Annotated in this window: 18 protein-coding genes and 1 tRNA gene; 10 read left to right on the top strand and 9 right to left on the bottom strand. The window is 35.6% G+C overall.

Annotation, left to right across the window (positions count from 1 at the left end; all coding sequences use genetic code 11):
- The first annotated feature begins 10 nt into the window (after window positions 1-10).
- Complete coding sequence (locus J4050_RS00855; RefSeq protein WP_208152049.1) at window positions 11-1612, top strand: S8 family peptidase; 1602 nt, start codon at window positions 11-13, stop codon at window positions 1610-1612.
- A 2-nt stretch (window positions 1613-1614) separates the two neighbouring features.
- Window positions 1615-3381, top strand: a complete 1767-nt coding sequence (locus J4050_RS00850) for a M1 family metallopeptidase (RefSeq protein ID WP_208152048.1) — start codon at window positions 1615-1617, stop codon at window positions 3379-3381.
- 51 nt (window positions 3382-3432) lie between these two features.
- Here J4050_RS00850 and J4050_RS00845 read toward each other — a convergent pair whose 3' ends face one another.
- Both J4050_RS00845 and J4050_RS00840 read right to left on the bottom strand, forming a co-directional pair.
- Window positions 3433-4623 carry a succinylglutamate desuccinylase/aspartoacylase family protein gene (locus tag J4050_RS00845; protein ID WP_208152047.1) on the bottom strand — a complete coding sequence of 397 codons (1191 nt, stop codon included), beginning with the start codon at window positions 4621-4623 and terminating at the stop codon, window positions 3433-3435.
- A gap of 5 nt (window positions 4624-4628) precedes the next feature.
- On the bottom strand, window positions 4629-6473 hold the full coding sequence (locus J4050_RS00840; protein WP_208152046.1) for a glutamate-cysteine ligase family protein: 1845 nt from the start codon (window positions 6471-6473) through the stop codon (window positions 4629-4631).
- Between the two features lie 147 nt (window positions 6474-6620).
- Between J4050_RS00840 and rnpA the strand changes: the two genes are divergently transcribed.
- Genes rnpA through J4050_RS00825 form a run of 3 tightly spaced genes read left to right on the top strand, consistent with a single transcriptional unit; the run spans window position 6621 to window position 9507 of the window.
- The gene (gene rnpA, locus J4050_RS00835; RefSeq protein ID WP_208152045.1) at window positions 6621-7007 is read left to right on the top strand and encodes a ribonuclease P protein component; all 387 of its coding nucleotides are present in this window, start codon (window positions 6621-6623) and stop codon (window positions 7005-7007) included.
- On the top strand, window positions 6988-8622 hold the full coding sequence (locus tag J4050_RS00830) for a S41 family peptidase (protein WP_208152044.1): 1635 nt from the start codon (window positions 6988-6990) through the stop codon (window positions 8620-8622). Before rnpA ends, J4050_RS00830 begins: the two co-directional genes overlap by 20 nt.
- Window positions 8623-8667: 45 nt before the next feature.
- Window positions 8668-9507: an OmpA family protein gene (locus J4050_RS00825; RefSeq protein ID WP_208152043.1), complete on the top strand. Its 840-nt coding sequence runs from the start codon at window positions 8668-8670 to the stop codon at window positions 9505-9507.
- Here J4050_RS00825 and J4050_RS00820 read toward each other — a convergent pair.
- Genes J4050_RS00820 through rpiB form a run of 3 tightly spaced genes read right to left on the bottom strand, consistent with a single transcriptional unit; the run spans window position 9504 to window position 11318 of the window.
- On the bottom strand, window positions 9504-9947 hold the full coding sequence (locus tag J4050_RS00820) for a GNAT family N-acetyltransferase (protein ID WP_208152042.1): 444 nt from the start codon (window positions 9945-9947) through the stop codon (window positions 9504-9506). The genes J4050_RS00825 and J4050_RS00820 overlap by 4 nt on opposite strands.
- A gap of 12 nt (window positions 9948-9959) precedes the next feature.
- Window positions 9960-10871, bottom strand: a complete 912-nt coding sequence (locus J4050_RS00815; protein ID WP_208152041.1) for a cation diffusion facilitator family transporter — start codon at window positions 10869-10871, stop codon at window positions 9960-9962.
- A gap of 12 nt (window positions 10872-10883) precedes the next feature.
- Entirely contained in the window at window positions 10884-11318 is a 435-nt protein-coding gene (gene rpiB / locus J4050_RS00810; RefSeq protein ID WP_208152040.1) for a ribose 5-phosphate isomerase B, read from the bottom strand.
- Window positions 11319-11946: 628 nt separating this feature from the next.
- Here rpiB and J4050_RS00805 point away from each other — a divergent pair.
- The 3 genes from J4050_RS00805 (at window position 11947) to J4050_RS00795 (ending at window position 14793) form a co-directional block, all read left to right on the top strand.
- Entirely contained in the window at window positions 11947-14184 is a 2238-nt protein-coding gene (locus tag J4050_RS00805) for a ribonuclease R family protein (RefSeq protein WP_208152039.1), read from the top strand.
- 61 nt (window positions 14185-14245) lie between these two features.
- Window positions 14246-14497, top strand: a complete 252-nt coding sequence (locus J4050_RS00800; RefSeq protein WP_208152038.1) for a hypothetical protein — start codon at window positions 14246-14248, stop codon at window positions 14495-14497.
- The gene (locus J4050_RS00795; RefSeq protein ID WP_208152037.1) at window positions 14494-14793 is read left to right on the top strand and encodes a YbjQ family protein; all 300 of its coding nucleotides are present in this window, start codon (window positions 14494-14496) and stop codon (window positions 14791-14793) included. The genes J4050_RS00800 and J4050_RS00795 overlap by 4 nt, the downstream gene beginning before the upstream one ends.
- Here J4050_RS00795 and J4050_RS00790 read toward each other — a convergent pair.
- Window positions 14790-14969 (bottom strand): hypothetical protein, encoded by a 180-nt coding sequence (locus J4050_RS00790; RefSeq protein WP_208152036.1) that lies wholly within the window; start codon window positions 14967-14969, stop codon window positions 14790-14792. The two genes, J4050_RS00795 and J4050_RS00790, sit on opposite strands and share 4 nt — an antisense overlap.
- A 117-nt stretch (window positions 14970-15086) precedes the next feature.
- Between J4050_RS00790 and J4050_RS00785 the strand changes: the two genes are divergently transcribed.
- On the top strand, window positions 15087-15758 hold the full coding sequence (locus J4050_RS00785; protein ID WP_208152035.1) for a head GIN domain-containing protein: 672 nt from the start codon (window positions 15087-15089) through the stop codon (window positions 15756-15758).
- 43 nt (window positions 15759-15801) lie between these two features.
- On the top strand, window positions 15802-16485 hold the full coding sequence (locus J4050_RS00780; RefSeq protein ID WP_208152034.1) for a LysE family translocator: 684 nt from the start codon (window positions 15802-15804) through the stop codon (window positions 16483-16485).
- Between the two features lie 30 nt (window positions 16486-16515).
- Here the strand turns inward: J4050_RS00780 and J4050_RS00775 are convergent.
- From J4050_RS00775 to J4050_RS00765, 3 genes are all read right to left on the bottom strand, one after another.
- Window positions 16516-16586: transfer RNA gene (locus tag J4050_RS00775), tRNA-Cys, on the bottom strand.
- A 54-nt stretch (window positions 16587-16640) separates the two neighbouring features.
- Window positions 16641-17000, bottom strand: a complete 360-nt coding sequence (gene folB, locus J4050_RS00770) for a dihydroneopterin aldolase (protein ID WP_208152033.1) — start codon at window positions 16998-17000, stop codon at window positions 16641-16643.
- 86 nt (window positions 17001-17086) lie between these two features.
- Window positions 17087-17287, bottom strand: coding sequence for a zinc ribbon domain-containing protein (locus J4050_RS00765; protein ID WP_208152032.1), 201 nt, complete (start codon window positions 17285-17287; stop codon window positions 17087-17089).

The raw sequence follows: 17287 nt of genomic DNA, 5'->3' as shown, positions 1-17287 counted from the left end.
ATTAAACCATATGAAATTATCCTATAAACCGTTTATTACATTGCTAATTGCTGGAGCCTTGGCTTTAGGCTGTGGGTCCTCAGACATTTTATCTACTCCAGTAGAAAATATTGATTCGTCTCCTCTCAAGGTCACTGAACTAACAGAAGCTGAAAAAAAGAATTGGGGTCATCTCGATTTAGAAAAAGACACTATTCCTGGTATGGCTGTGGATAGGGCTTACGAGGAAATCATTAAAAACAAAAAAGGTAAAAAAGTTATAGTTGCTGTAATCGATTCGGGTATTGATATTGACCATGAAGATTTAGATGACGTTATCTGGACCAATTCAGATGAAATTCCAAATAATGGTAAGGATGACGACAATAATGGGTACGTTGATGATATCCACGGTTGGAATTTCCTTGGTGACGCTTACGACGAACAATTGGAATATGTGCGTATGCTAGCTTCAGGTGACACATCTAACCCAAGGTATCAAGAGGCAAAAGCTTTATATGATTCAGAATATGAAACGTGGCTAGGACGGAAAACACAGTACGAGCAAATCGCACAAGCTATAAAAAATGCAGATGAAACGTTAAAGAAACACTTAGGCAAGGACACTTACACCACGGATGATGTAAATGGTATTACCTCACAAGATCAAAACATTATGCAGGCCGTTCAAATTGCTAAAAACGTAAGCGCCAATGGATCGTCCATGGCAGAGGCTAATGACCAGTTGAAAGGAGCTTTAGAACAAATCAATGAACGCCTCAATGCACACCTAAATAAAGACCTAAAAGGTCGTAAGACAGGTGATGATATCAACAATTTATCCGATATAGGTTATGGCAATGGCAACGTAAAACACGTTAAAAAATCAGAGTCTCATGGAACACATGTCGCTGGTATTATTGCGGCAGAACGCAACAACGGTCTTGGCGCTAATGGTGTTGCTAATAATGTAGAGATAATGGCCATTCGAGCAGTACCTAATGGTGATGAATATGATAAAGACGTTGCGCTAGCTATTAGGTATGCAGTTGACAATGGTGCCAAAGTCATTAATGGCAGTTTTGGAAAGTCTTTTTCTCCCCATGCTGACTGGGTAAGGGATGCTATAAAGTATGCTTCAGATAATGACGTTGTAATTATTCACGCTGCGGGTAACGATAGTAATAACGTCGATGTTGAACCTAATTTCCCAGACGATAACGTTAATTTCGTTGAGGTTTCAGAAACTTATATACGTGTGGGCTCTTTAACTAATGATTACGGCTCAAAAATGGTTTCTGGCTTTTCTAACTATGGAAAAAGAAACGTAGATATTTTTGCTCCTGGTTCTTCTGTATATTCTACAACTCCAGAGAATGAGTACGACTTTAAAGGTGGTACCTCAATGGCCGCGCCGGGAGTAGCCGGAGTTGCAGCACTGGTTCGTTCTTACTACCCTAAATTAAGTGCGGCTCAAGTAAAACAAGTGATTTTAGATTCTGGCCTTGCTTTAAATACTAAAGTTGTTGTGGGTGGTGACGCCTCTAATGTAAAGCCATTCGCTGAGCTTTCTAAGACAGGAAAAATAGCAAATGCCTACAATGCTCTAATATTAGCCTCAAAGATTAAATAATTATGAAAAACGTACTTAGCCTTTTTATCGCAATTTTTTGTGCAAGCAATGCTTTGGCTCAAGTTGATAATGGTTATTGGCAACAACATGTAGAGTATAAAATGGAAATTGACATGAATGTTGAAAACTTCCAATATAAGGGAAAGCAAACACTCGTTTACACCAATAATTCACCAGAAATACTCAATCGCGTTTATTATCATTTATATTTCAACGCGTTTCAACCAGGAAGCGAAATGGATGTGCGCTCGCTTACCATAGCTGACCCAAGTGATAAGATTGCTGATAAAATCAGCAAACTAAAACCTGATGAAATTGGCTATATAAAAGTGAATTCTCTAGTCCAAAATGGAACGCCAGTTAAGTTTGAAACCGTTGGAACAGTGCTTGAGGTGGTATTAGCAGAACCCATAAAGCCAGGAGGAAAGGCTACATTTAATATGGATTTCGACGCACAAGTGCCTGTTCAAATTCGTAGATCTGGGAGAAATAATGCTGAAGGAGTTGCGCTTTCAATGACACAATGGTACCCTAAATTGGCTGAATATGATTTTGAAGGGTGGCACGCGGACCCTTACATAGCGAGAGAGTTCCATGGTGTTTGGGGAGATTTTGATATAAAGCTTACAATTGATGAAGATTATGTTGTTGGTGGTACAGGATATTTACAAAGTGAATCAAAGGTAAAGAAAGGTAAAAAAACTTTACACTTTGTAGCTCCAAAAGTACACGACTTTACCTGGGCGGCGGATCCTGATTTTATTCATGATACCTTTGAGATGCCTAACGGACCTACTTTACATTTCTACTACAAAAAAACCATGAAACAAGAGTATCTAGACAATTGGAAGACGCTTCAACCGGATACAGCTAAGCTTATGACCTACTTTAGTGAGAACGTGGGACGATATCCTTATGAGCAGTATTCCGTAATTCAAGGAGGAGATGGCGGTATGGAATACGCCATGTGTACCTTAATAACAGGTGAGCGTAGTTATAATAGTTTACTTGGGGTAACATCCCATGAAATGGCCCATACATGGTTTCAGTTTTTATTAGCCACCAATGAAGCTAAACACGAGTGGATGGATGAAGGCTTTACAAGTTATATCTCTTCATTTGCAACTAACTCTCTTAGAGAAAATAAACAGAAGAACCCTGTTGCACGGTCATATAGAAGTTATATTGCCTTAGCAAATTCTGGCTATGAACAGCCTCTAACAACACATGCAGATAGATATACCTATAACCAGTCATATGGAATTTCTGCCTACAGCAAAGGATCTGTCTTTTTAGCACAGCTGGGCTATGTCATTGGAGACGAAAATTTAAAGAAAACCATCAAAAAATATTTTGATGATTTCTCTTTTAAACATCCAAAACCTCATGACATTATTCGCTCCGCAGAGCGCATCACCGATTTTGAGCTAGATTGGTATTATATTGATTTTGCACAGACAACCAACACCATAGATTACGGTGTAAAGTCCGTTGAGAATAAAACCATAATTTTAGAGCGTATCGGTTTAATGCCAATGCCTATTGATTTATCTGTGACCTATATAGACGGAACAAAAGAGGAGTTTTACATCCCGCTACAAATGATGAGGGGCGAAAAACCAACCTCAGCAACAGTTGTAGACGATTGGGCTTGGGCAATGCCAACCTACACTTTTGAGGCTTCAAAAGCGGTTAAATCTATTGAAATTGATGCATCACAAATGATGGCGGATATTAACAGAGAGAATAATACCTTTAATGTAAAATAAGTTTTTGTAATTATTTGATTAAAAGCCGCAACAATATGTTGCGGCTTTTCTTTAATACCATGGTTCTTTGGAGTATAAATGCTTTTTAGCAACACGCTCCCTGTTATATAATAGCATATGGGTTTCATCTATTTGTTTATTTCTGTAGCCAAACAAGTGAAAAATAGACTTTGCCATAAAACGTGTTACTCTTAAGTTGGCCTTTAAAATACCTAGGTTTTTATCCTGCCAATTTATACCAGGAAGCCAAGTCAATAAGGAGTCGGCCCCTATCTTTCTTAAAAACTCTGATAATTTCAAAAAAACTGGAGGAATTGGTCTAATTATGAAAAAACCATCATTGCCTGTTTTTTGATACAGTGGCATAAACAACTTGGCGTTATAATTAGAATAGAGGGGTTTTGCATTAGAATGGGCAAGCAACGTGCCCTTTTCTATATTTTGAAAGCTTATAAAACCCTTTTCCATAACAAAACGCTCCTTGGGTTGAATATGGTGTTTATAAATAACCTCAAAGGTAGAATTGACCTCTTCTGAAGACTGCTTTAAATAATCTTCATAAACTTTAAGACTTTTATGAACGGGTTCTTTTAAGACACCTGAGCAATTTAATACCAAATGAACAAAAGCCTCGCAATTGGTAACCGCCTCTGGGTCTGTGTGCTGACCGGACTCAAAACCTAAAGAAACGAATCCTCTCTTATTTAAATAGCTCAATAGTGGACCTTCTAAATACTCCTCTATCCCCAAAACCACCGGAACCGGAAAGCATTTTGAAAACTTTCTATTGATTAGCGCATCATTTATGGTAATAAAGGGTAATGTCTTGCTGGATGTGGTATGAAGATCAATAAAATAGATAGGTCTCGAATTGGTAGATAAAAGCTTGATAATGAATGCATTTAATTCTAATTGCTCTAATTGCTCTTGGTTAAATTCAGGCTTTTGTTTTAAAACTGCCAACTGTTCTGTAGTCCACATCCTGTTTAAATCAGAATCTAGAAATCGTCGCTTTTCCTTCAATGCTTTTATATTGCCATAAATACCATATACCTCCCCTTTGATTTGTTCTGAATCTATATTTGATAAGACAGTATTTAGGGCTTTTACTCCTGCATATTCATTCCCGTGAATTCCAGCAAAAAATACAAGGGTGGAACCTGGAGATTTACCAACAATGTGATGAAAAATACGCTCTGGCGACTCGGTTTGAGTCTTATCTTTATTGAGGCTCGTTTGCATAAAGTTTATAAATCGCTTGTGGTTAAAATACCTAATAATTCCGAACCTTTTACAACAGGTAAACAATTAATTTTATTTTTCTTCATAACCTCTTTGGCCTCTTCTAACGGTGCCTCTTGTGAAATGGTAATTAAATTGTTTGTCATTACATCTTTAACTCTAAGGTCAAGCTTTTTATCACTTAATTTAATAACATCGGTCCAAGTTAATAAGCCTGTTAATTGTTTCTTTCTATTAATTACAGGTAAATGATGGATATTCTTCCATTTCATAATGTTAGTTACCAGCTCCAGGCTATCGTTTTGATCGACCAAAAGAATATTGGTATTCATATTGTGCTTAACAATTCTTGACTCATCAATCTTTAAATTAGCATTTGGATCAAAAACTGGCCAGGAGTCAATTGTTTCCGGACCAAATTGATGTTTATACATATAAGCTGTTAAGTTTTGTAAAGCTTCAAAATTGGTTTTTGTTTTTTGTAGATTTCTAAAGTTACTAACAATCCACTGTGAGCCTGTATGTGATTGAATCCGCTTTTCTATAATGCCTAAATACTCTTCAATATCTTTATCGCTTATACCTCTATTTTTAAGACCCTGTCTTGCCATAGGTAAAAACTCATTGAGTAGTAATTCTTTTGCCGTGACTAGGGTATTCCTCCAAATAAATTGCGCTTCTATTCCGTTTCTTGCAGCCTTAAAGAAGTTGTGCTTGATGTCTCTAAAATCCATCTTATTTTGGATAGATTTTAAATCATCTGGTTGGCCAAGCATTAAACCGACCCAAAAAACCATATTGGCAATTTCGTCTTTTAGCGTTGGACCAGCCGGAATGTAACGGCATTCAATCCTTAAATGAGGTTTTCCACCTCCCACTCCATAACAAACACGGTTCCATTTGTAAACCGTACCATTATGCATTTGTAAAGATTTAAGTTTAGGAATGTCTCCGCGCTCTACTTTTTCAATACTGTCCTCATAATCACCAGTACTTAACAAACTTCTAAATCTAGAAATATGGTCCTTAAAAATGTCTGTGACCGTTCCCTCCTCCCAATGTGCCCCAAAACTTACTCGAGATTGTTTTTCATTATGTATAAATGAATTGGTGCGTGTATCTATACTTTGGGTGAAAAGCGCTATCCTGCTTTCGGCCCAAAGTTCACGCCCAAATAGGACCGGTGAGTTTGCACAACTCGCCAAAACAGGGCCCGCTATAGCTTGTGCCCAATTATATTTTGCTACAAATTCCTCTGGGTTAATCTGCAAATGTGTTTGAAAACTGGTATTACACGCCTCTAACATAACACTGTCGTGAACTAGGTTTAACTCATCAACACCTTTTATGTGGATATGGAAATTCTCTCTACGAGAAGACTTAAGCGAATCGTTCAATACATGATACCTGGGCTTATCAGTCATGTAATCCTCTTTAATGTGTTTGAGTCTTAAAGTGGGCAATATCCCTGTTAATATAACTTTTGAATTATTTTTATTGGCAGCTTCTTCAGCTTTTTTTATTAAAGAATTAAGTTGATTAAATAGTTTAGAAAAGCAGTCGTCTTCTAGCAAAAGAGGATCAGAATTAATCTCTAGATTATATTTTCCTATTTCTGTAGTAAAATGCTCATCATTTATTTCAGATAACACCTCAACGCTATTATTATTAGGGAAAAACCTTTCAGTGACAAGGCAAAACTCTTGTTCTGCACCAATTCTTATTGGGTTTTTCTCTATCATATCGCGCTTTAGCATCAAATCAAGAGCCTCTAAATCTTTAATAAGATGATGTATATAAAGCGCCTTTTCTTTGGGGCTTTTAAGATATTTAACTTCTAAATGTCCCATATTTACTGTGTGTTTTTAATAGAAAATTCTTGGTAAGTTACTTTAATAAAGAGCTTAAAAATATGATTTTTATCATGGCCGTTATTACAACCCTGCTTTGAATTGCTGCGATATGTATTACATTTACCGTTCTTACTCGCGCAGTGTATGAGATATAAACTAGGCAAATCAAACAAACTAAAAAGTAAAACTACTATCGATAGGTTGTTTAATGAGGGTAAATCTGTTACAGCTTTTCCATTACGCCTAGTGTATTTAAAAAATGATGATGATGCTAGGATTAAAGTAGGTTTTTCAGTGAGTAAGCGCCTACACAAAACCGCTGTAGCTAGGAACCGTATAAAACGTTTGACGCGAGAAGCCTTTAGACTTAGTAAGCCGATATACTTTAACAATAGTTCAACATCTTATGCGTTTATGATTTTATACATTAGCAAAGAAGGCACAACTTTTGAAGCATTACATAATGCTATGACGGTACTTCTTGAAAAATTTGCAAAAAAAACAGCTCAAAATGAAACTAAAACCCCATAAAAAACTAGTCATTCCCGTTGTTGCGCTAGTCATCTTTTATAGCACAACGGCATTTAAAAACGACTTCTTTGAAATTGCCAAGCAGATTGAAATTTTCACTACCATGTTCAAAGAGCTCAACATGAATTATGTTGACGATACCAATCCTGGAGATTTAATGGATACAGCAATTAAAAGTATGCTGTCTGATTTAGATCCATATACGCAATTTTACAACGAACAGGATGTTGAAGCTTCTCGAATTAACAATGCTGGCGACTATACAGGTATTGGAGCAAGAGTACTTACTTTAAAAGATAGACTTGTAATTGTTGAACCCTATAAGGATTACGCTGCTGACAAGGCGGGTTTAAAAGCCGGCGATGAAATTATTAAAGTGGGCAATGTCACTGTGGCTGATTTTAAAGATGATGCGGCAAACCTATTACAGGGTGCAGCCGGGACAGAGGTAAGTGTAACCTATAAACGACAAGGAGAGGTTAAGACAGTAAATATTATTAGAGAATCCTTAGATATTAAAGCCGTACCACACTATTCTATGATTGATGATAAAACGGGTTATGTAGTTCTGAGAAAATTTAATGCAAAAGCATCCTCCGAGACTATTAGAGCAATGAGAGCTTTAAAAAACCAGGGCGCTACGCAGATGATATTGGATTTACGGGGTAATCCTGGAGGCTTACTTTCAGAGGCCGTTAATGTTACCAACATCTTTGTCCCTAAAAATGAATTGGTGGTAACAACAAAATCTAAAGTTAAAAAATACAATAAAACATATTACACCAGAAAAGAACCCGTTGATACTGAGATTCCCTTAGTGGTACTTATTGACGGAAGAAGTGCTTCAGCTAGTGAAATCGTTTCCGGTGCACTACAAGATATGGACAGAGCCGTAATCGTAGGGTCTAGAAGTTTTGGTAAAGGATTAGTTCAACGTCCTAAACCACTCACCTACGGCACACAGATGAAGATTACAATTTCTAGGTATTATACACCGTCTGGACGCTGTATACAAGCACTAGATTATTGGAATAGGGATGAAAATGGAAAAGCAACTCGCGTAAAAAAAGAAAATTATAACGTCTTTAAAACCAAAAATGGCCGTGAGGTGTTTGATGGAGGCGGTGTTGAACCAGATATTGAAATTGAAAACTCAAAGCTAACAACCATTAGCAAAGCGATTGTCGGCGAGAATCTAATTTTTAACTTTGCTACAGAGTATTATTATAAAAATATGGTAACTGAATTTGAAAATTTTGAATTTTCCGACAAAGATTACAAATCGTTTAAAACCTTCTTAAAATCCTCTGGTTTTAATTTTGAGACTAAAACCGAAAAAGCATTAAATAATGCCATGGCTGTTGCCGAAGAAGAAGAACTGGATAATGTGATTAACTCTGATTACCATAACTTAACAGCTGCAATTCAGTCTTATAAATCAAATGCTATCGACGAAAACAAATCGCAATTGGAGTCTTTGCTCACTGATGAAATTATAAAACGCTACTTCTACAGTGAGGGACTATATAAATATTACACCATTAAAAATCCAGATATTATTAAAGCTTTAAGTGTGCTGAATAATCCTACACAATACGCTAGTATTTTGAGATAACGCCTATAATTGCTTATATTTAATATTAAGAAAACATAGAAAAACATGAAGTCCCTAATCGTTTTTTTACTATTTAGTTTTCAATTTGTGCTCGCACAAAAAGAAATGAAGCATCAGGTGTATTTTCTCACCGATGAGTTTGATATTCCCGAAACCGAACACAGCAGACTCTTGTTATTTCTTTCGGAAATTGAAAATTTAGATGTAAAAAAAATATCTATTTACGGTTTTTGTGATGATCGCGGTAGTGATAGCTACAACATGGTCCTTTCGCAACAGCGCGCGGATGCTATTAAAGAAGTTTTCTCTAATAACGAATTTGATGAAACCTTAATAACCAACGTTGATGGTAAAGGTGAAATTCTTTTAAATATAGTGGCCGATCAAGATGTTTACAAGATTAGAGGACTTAATAGAAAAGTAGAAATAATAGTTCAACCCTACGATCCACCAAGAAAGAAAGAAAAGTTACCAGAAAAAGAAAGTACCGAGGATTTACTTAAAGGGGAGCTAAAAGAAGGTGATAAGATACAACTTGAAAATATATACTTTAGGACTGGTTATAGTTATTTAACCAAAGACTCGGAGAAGGTACTAGATAAAATTGCTAAAATTCTTGCCCAAAGACCAGATGTTCATTTTACCATTGAAGGCCACGTGTGTTGCACACACGGCACACGAGATGCTATTGATCGCAAAACCAAAATCCGTAATTTATCCGTTGCCAGGGCTAAATATGTCTATGATTATCTAGCTAAGAAAGGAGTTAAACGTATACGTATGAGATATGTCGGTCAACGCAGAAAATTCCCGCTTGGTGGGGCGCCAGAACTCGATCGGCGCGTAGAAATTTTAGTGACTAGAATTGATAAATCTGCTAATTAATGCAAAAGCATATTTATATGCGGAATACCATCTTCTAGGTACTCCTCTCCTACTTTATAAAAACCTAGATTATTATAAAACTTAGTCAAATAAGTTTGCGCTGAAATCCTAATATCTAAAGTTTTAAATTTGTTCTTTATGGCTTCAATTGAAGCTTTCATAATAGCATAACCATAGGAATGATTGCGTTCGTTCTCCTCCACCACTACCCTACCAATACTGGCTTCATTAAAATAATCACCAGGTTTAAACACGCGTGTATATGCTACTAAACTTCCATCCTTAAATCCTAGGATATGAAGCGCTCTTTGGTCTTTATCATCAATATCTTGATAGACGCAGTCTTGCTCAACCACAAATACTTCACTACGTAATTGTAATAATTTATAAAGCTCATCAGTATTCAGCTCATTAAAAGATTTTGTTACTATGTTTAGCATATGCTTTATTTATTAATCTTGGACAATCACATCCTTGGCATCGCATTTACCAAATTCTGGTTGAATGTTTATATGGTTGATATGATATTTCTCCTTCACAATAGCTTCAATAGTGTTTAAAATAGTATCAAATGTAGATAATTGAATATCTTCAGTAAAATCTATATGTGCTTCTAAATGAATCTCATCTTCATTGAGTTGCCAAACATGCACATGGTGCACATTTTTTACCAATTCAATATTCTGAATATCAGAAACAATAGATTTAATTGGTACCGATTGAGGTGTAAACAACAGCAACACTTTGGTAGAATTCTTTAATAAATCCCAACCCATAATAATTAAATACACCGCTATAGCAAAAGTGAGTACACTATCTATCCACCAAATCTGATAATATTTCATAAGTAAACCACCTATTAATACAGCAACACTTGCCATCATATCTGTAAGCAAGTGGAGATAGGCACTTTTCATATTCATATTATCACTGGCGTTTCCTTTTAATAACAACACACTAAAACCATTTCCAAGAATGGCAATAACAGATAACCAGATGACAAGATTCGATTTTATTTCTTGTGGATTTTGAAAACGCTCAACAGCTTCAATAATTAAAAGAATAGCAACAATAACTAATGTACTGGCATTGATAAAAGCTGCTAAAATTTCAGCACGTTTATAACCAAATGTGCGTTTTAGAGAGGCTTTTCGCTTAACTAATACATTGGCAATGTAACTAATAACTAAAGATAAAACATCACTAAAATTATGGAGTGCATCACTAAGTAGGGCTAAACTCCCAGACCAAATACCACCAATAACTTGAGCTACGGTGATAAGAATATTAAGTACAATAGAAATTAAGAGATTACGCCCACTAAGATTTTGATGGTCATGATGATGTTCGTGCGCGTGTCCCATGCTATGCGAAGTTTAGCAAGACATTGGTATTTTATTAACGCGGTTTTGATGACGTCCACCTTCAAAAGCTGTGTTTAAAAATGTGTCTACCATTTTGATAGCTTGAGGTAGCGAGGTGTAGCGCGCAGGTATGCAAATAATATTTGCGTTGTTGTGCTGACGTGTTAATTCTGTAATCTCATTCATCCAACATACACCAGCTCTTACATTTTGGTATTTATTAGCCGTCATGGCAACACCGTTGGCACTTCCACAGATTAAAATTCCGAAATCTACTTTAGCATCGTTAACATCTTTAGCTACAGGATGTACAAAATCTGGATAATCTACGCTGTCAAGAGAATCTGTACCGTAGTTTTGCACTGTTATCCCTTTAGATTCAAGGTGTTCAACAATTGCTTTTTTATAATCTGGACCTGCATGGTCGTTACCAATTGATATAGTCATAATGCATTTTAATAGTTTAAAAGACAAAGTTACAAATTAATACATCGTGGTTAATAATATTAGGTATTACATGTTCATAACTGTTTACAAGTAATCACAAAAAAATATTTGATAATTGAATAAAATTTACAAAGCAGTATTGTAATAGACTGACCAAATAATTTAAGCTATAATTTCTAGTAACTTATTAAACCTAAAAGTTGAGTAATTAACCATTAAAAGTTAAAATTATATTCATAAATTATGTGTTTTACTGTTATCAACAGTTGTTTATAATAATTAAGACTATTCTCATTTTAAATAAGTTGACTATACTTTTTATGTTCATTAGTTAATAACAAAATGTCAACTACAAAATTCCAAAATAAAACTGCATAAAGTTATACTACCTATTAACACCCTATAATCATAATTATTTATTTTTTAATATTTTAAAAGAAAAATGATAATATGTATATATGTGTTGATAAGTTCAAAATTGGCTTTCTGTTTATTTGACCTTCACTCAACTTAATTAAATATTAATACCTTAGCTTTGTAATAACTTAATATGCACTTCACTATTTGTATTAAGTTTTAAAAGAAGAATTCCTAACACCTTTGGGAAGTGAATATGATTACAAATTAAATGACAAGAAAGAAAAAAAGGAAGTCTAGAAAAAATAAGATTTCCAACCTTACCAATACTATACTTGGTATTCTAAAAAAAGAACGAAATAAAGCCTTTAACTATAAACAAATTGCCTCTAAGCTTGGATTTGACGATGCTAGTAGTCGCAATCAAATAATTAAAAAACTCCACCAATTAAAGGCAAAGGGCGACATTGAGGAGGTAGAGCGTGGTAAATTTAAAGCTGTTGTAAACACAGAATATTTTACTGGTATATTAGATATGAGTGCCAGGGGTAACGGCTATATCATTTCTGACGATTTTGAAGACGATATCTTTGTTGCCTCTAATAACATTAACAAAGCTTTAGACGGAGACGAAGTAGAGTTTTATGCATACCGCAGAAAGCATCGTGGTAAACAAGAAGGTGAAATCACTAGGGTTATTAAACGCGCCAAATCCGAGTATGTTGGGACCATACAGATTCACTCAAAAAAGAATTTTGCCTTTGTCGTAGCCGATAATACCAAAATGTACACCGATATTTTTGTACCTATGAACAAAACTAATAAAGCAGAGGATGGTGACAAAGTATTAGTATCATTGGAAGATTGGCCAGAAAAGTCAGATTCACCAAACGGAAAAGTTATTAAAGTACTTGGTAAACCAGGAGAACATGGGACTGAGATTAACTCTATTATGGCTGAATATGGCTTACCATTGGAGTTTCCTCAAGAGGTAGAAACTTATGCTAATAACATAGATATTTCAATAAAACCAGAAGAAATTGCTAAACGTCGAGATATGCGTAAGGATTTAACCTTTACCATAGACCCTAAGGATGCTAAGGATTTTGATGACGCCTTATCGTTTACCGTTTTAAGAAATGGGATTTACGAAATAGGTATACATATCGCAGACGTATCTCATTACGTAAAACCAGACACAGTTTTAGATGAGGAAGCCTATGAGCGGGCTACTTCTATTTATTTAGTGGATCGTGTGGTGCCTATGTTACCAGAGCGACTTTCTAACGGTGCTTGTTCCTTACGACCACGTGAAGAAAAGTATACCTTTTCTGCGGTGTTTCAAATGAACGATAAATGTGAGATTAAAAACGAATGGTTCGGTAGAACGGTAACTTACTCGGATGCGCGCTTCGCCTATGAAGAGGCCCAGGCCATCATAGAAAATAATCCTAAAGCAACACTAGGTGCAGTGCAAGCTTCTCAATTAAACACCTCTATACCAAAAGAAGTTTCCCTAACAGAGAAACAATACAATACCAAACCAGAAATAGCAGAAGCTGTTGTGATATTGGATCGATTGGCAAAAAAAATGCGCTCCAAACGCATGCGAGAAGGTGCTATTTCATTTGATAAGGTAGAGGTTAAATTCGATTTAGACAGCGACGCCAATCCAGTAGGTGTTTTCTTTAAAACCAGCAAGGATGCCAACAAACTTATTGAAGAGTTTATGTTATTGGCTAATAGAAAGGTGTCAGAGTTTATTGGGAAACAAAAACCAAAAAAAACCTTCGTGTATCGTGTACACGATGAGCCAGACGAGTCTAAATTAGCACAGTTGCAAACGGTGGTAGGTCGATTTGGACACAAATTAAATTTTAAAGATCGCAATAGTGTGGCATCTTCTTTAAATAAATTGCTGTCTGATGTTGTAGGTAAAAAAGAACAAAATTTAGTAGACACCCTTACTATACGCACCATGTCTAAGGCAGAATATACCACACATAATATTGGACATTACGGTTTGGCCTTTGAGTATTACAGTCATTTTACCTCTCCTATACGGCGTTATCCAGATGTAATGGCACATCGTCTTTTACAGCATTATCTCGATGGTGGTAAGTCGGCAAATGAGGAGCTTTATGAGGAACGCTGCAAGCATTCCAGTAATATGGAATATCTAGCAACAAAAGCTGAGCGCGACTCTATTAAATACATGCAGATTCGCTTTATGCAAGATCATCAAGATGACGATTTTTTAGGTGTTATTTCTGGTGTTACAGATTGGGGAATTTACGTAGAAATAGTAGCCAATAAGTGTGAAGGTATGGTAAGTGTGAGAGATATGAAGGACGACCATTACGAGTTTGATCAAGACCATTACGCCATGATTGGCAGAAAGGCCAAGACCATGTACCAGCTCGGCGATGAGGTTATAGTTAAGGTTAAGAATACAGATTTAGTGAAAAAACATCTTGATTTTTATATGGTTGGTAAGCCTGAAGCATAAATGGACATAACGGTGTAACAAAATTGTGTTCTGAGCTTCTAACATTTAAAAGTTAATAATTATGGATACTAATTCTTGCCACAAATGTGGTTCAAATAAGATAATCCCAGAAGTAAGAATTGTAGACTATGGGCACATGAATCAAATGAGAGATTTATCCATTCATATAAAAACAACGGATAATATTTTCTTTAATAAATTTGAAAAAGGGCAGCTCCAAGCAAATATCTGTGGTTCCTGCGGCAGTATTGAATTATCTGTACACAATCCACATCAATTATGGGAAGCCTATTTAAAACATAAATCACTATGATACTAACAACCACAAATTCCATTGAGGGCTACAATATCGTTGATTATTTGGGTATTGTAACTGGTGTAGCTGTACATGATGAAGTCATGGCTATGGGATTTAGCGTGTCTAAATACATTAAAAGAATTCAAAATAGTGTAGATTCTACCAAAGAACAAGCTTTTCAACGCCTTAGGGAAAATGCCAAACAGCTTAATGCCAACGCAGTAGTTGGAATTAAGGTAGAAATTGAACTAACAACAGGTAATTATGCCATGGTATCTGTCACTGGTACCGCAGTAAAAGTAGCACTCTAAATTATGTCAGCAAACACAAAAGCCATTCTAATATCGTTTCTAATATTTTTTGTAATTTTTGCCACGTGCAGGTTAATTGTGGGCCGTTTTTTAACTATTGAAAGCTCTGGTGTTTTAGGAGCGATATCTGCTGTTGTTGCTGTTGTTTTGTCTCCTAGGCGTTCAATAATTGTCAAACAGTCGGAGAAAGAAATTTATTTGAAGTGGTTATTTAGTAAAAAAATGTACCGAGTAAAGTAGACAAACTGTAACAATTTAAAAAAATTGACATCATTCTAACAAAACAAAACGTTATGAAATCCATATTACTTTCATTTACACTTTTAATTATCGGGTTTGCTTCAGCCCAGGACACTTTCGAAAAAACGGTGGGCGAATTTAATACCGTAAAAGTTTATGACTTAATTAAAGTTAAGATGATTAAATCTGATGTTAATAAAGTTGTAATAACAGGTAATAACCGAAATGAAGTTGAGGTGTTGAATAAAAATGGGAAACTTAAAATTAGAATGAATCTCGAGGAAATCTATACCGGTAGCGATACAGTAGTTGTGCTTCACTATACCTCCGTCGATGTTATAGATGCAAATGAAGGTGCTAAAATTGAAGTTGCGGACGTTATAGACCAATTTGAAATAGACCTTAAGGTCCAAGAAGGTGGAGAGATAACCGCTCAACTAAATACTAAATATGCAAATCTAAGAGCTGTTACAGGTGGTATAATAAACACCTCAGGCATCTCAAAAAATCAAGATATTTCTATTTATACTGGTGGTATATATAATGCCAAAGACATGGTTACTGAAAAAACTGAGGTTAGTATTAATGCCGCAGGAGAGGCCTATATAAACGCTTCAGAATTAGCTGTTATCAGAATTAGGGCAGGAGGTGACGTATATATTTATGGAAATCCTCAAAAGATTGATGAAAGTCGAGTATTCGGCGGTCGCATAAAGCGCATGTAAAATCCTTTCATATTTTTTATTTTTGTGGAAACACTAGTCTTCCATGTTAGATGATATTTTAACGGCTATTCCCTTCGGTATCATATTGGCCTTTACAATTGGTCCTGTGTTTTTTGTTTTATTAGAGACAGGAGCTACCAAAGGCTTTAAAAGTGCTATTATTTTTGACCTTGGTGTTATCCTTGCCGATATAATCTTCATTCTTTTAGCGTTTTACAGCACCAATAAATTAATAGAAAAGATTAAAGATGATCCTAATTTTTTGATTTTTGGAGGAGTCTTGTTGGTGGTATATGGCATTATCTCCTTCATTCAGACCTCTAAATCGTTTCGGTCTATAGTTAGGGAGCATCAGCGCATCACTTTGCCCAAAAAAGATTACGGCAAATTATTTGTAAAGGGTTTTCTGCTAAACTTTATCAATATAGGCGTATTGCTAGGTTGGCTTGGTTTTATTGTTATTGGCACTTCGTTGACCACTTCAGAAAACGGCACCCTCGTTTTTATCTGCACAATGTTAGTGACTTATTTCATCACTGACCTTATAAAAATAGCCGCCGCCAAAAGACTTAAAAGTAAATTAACACCAAGACGTGTATTTAAGACTAAAAAGGTTATTGCTTTAGTTATACTTGGGTTTGGTGTTTTACTTTTATCACAAGGCTTGTTTCCAGAGCTTTATGAAAAAAGTAAAGAACAAATAGACAAGGTTAATCCAATAAATTAAAAATCCCCAACAGTAGTTGAGGATTTTTTGAGGCGTCTAGCGGATTCGAACCGCTGTACAAGGTTTTGCAGACCTTTGCCTAGCCACTCGGCCAAGACGCCTTATTTAGCGTGAGCAAATATATAAATATTTAAAGTTTTACACCATTAAGGGGCCTATTTTCGCTTTTGTGTCATTTCGATGGTAACCATTTCTACATCACCACCAATCGGTGGGTTGAGTTTACTAACGGCAATTGTAGCTTTTTCAACCATTTTATCTTCCTTGAAAATACGAGTCAATATACGTTGTGCAACAGTTTCAAGTAGTTTTGATGGTTTCGCCATTTCTTGTCGCACCACTTTATTTAGAAACACATAATCCACAGTGTCACCTAAGGTGTCTGTTTCTGCAGATTTTGTCAAATCAACTTTGACCTTAAGATCTACCCTGTAATCGCTACCGATAAGGGTTTCTTCTTTTAAGCAGCCGTGATGAGCATAAATACGGATGTTTTCTACTTTTATAATTCCCATGGTGCAAAAATAAACCTATAAGCGCATTTTTTAAGCGATTAAAAAGGAAAATAAATTAAATCGCAAAAGCGATTGATGCTTAAGAACTAATTTGTAAAAAAGTCAAATATATTACCAATAGTGCTTGTGCTAGACTTAAAGAACTCGGTGTAAGTGCACTTTTTACAAGTTACAGAAGTAAATTTTTTATTCTGAATGTTAAACAATTTGGTGAAAGTTCCGCCCGTGGCTTGCATTTGGTCTATTTCATATGTTGTATTATTACACTTAGGACATCTATAGTTCAT

Source organism: Winogradskyella pelagia (genome assembly GCF_017581965.1).
GTDB classification, from domain to species: Bacteria; Bacteroidota; Bacteroidia; order Flavobacteriales; family Flavobacteriaceae; genus Winogradskyella; species Winogradskyella pelagia.
The sequence above is the reverse complement of the archived record's forward strand: the minus strand, read 5'-3'. Positions and strand labels throughout refer to the sequence as shown.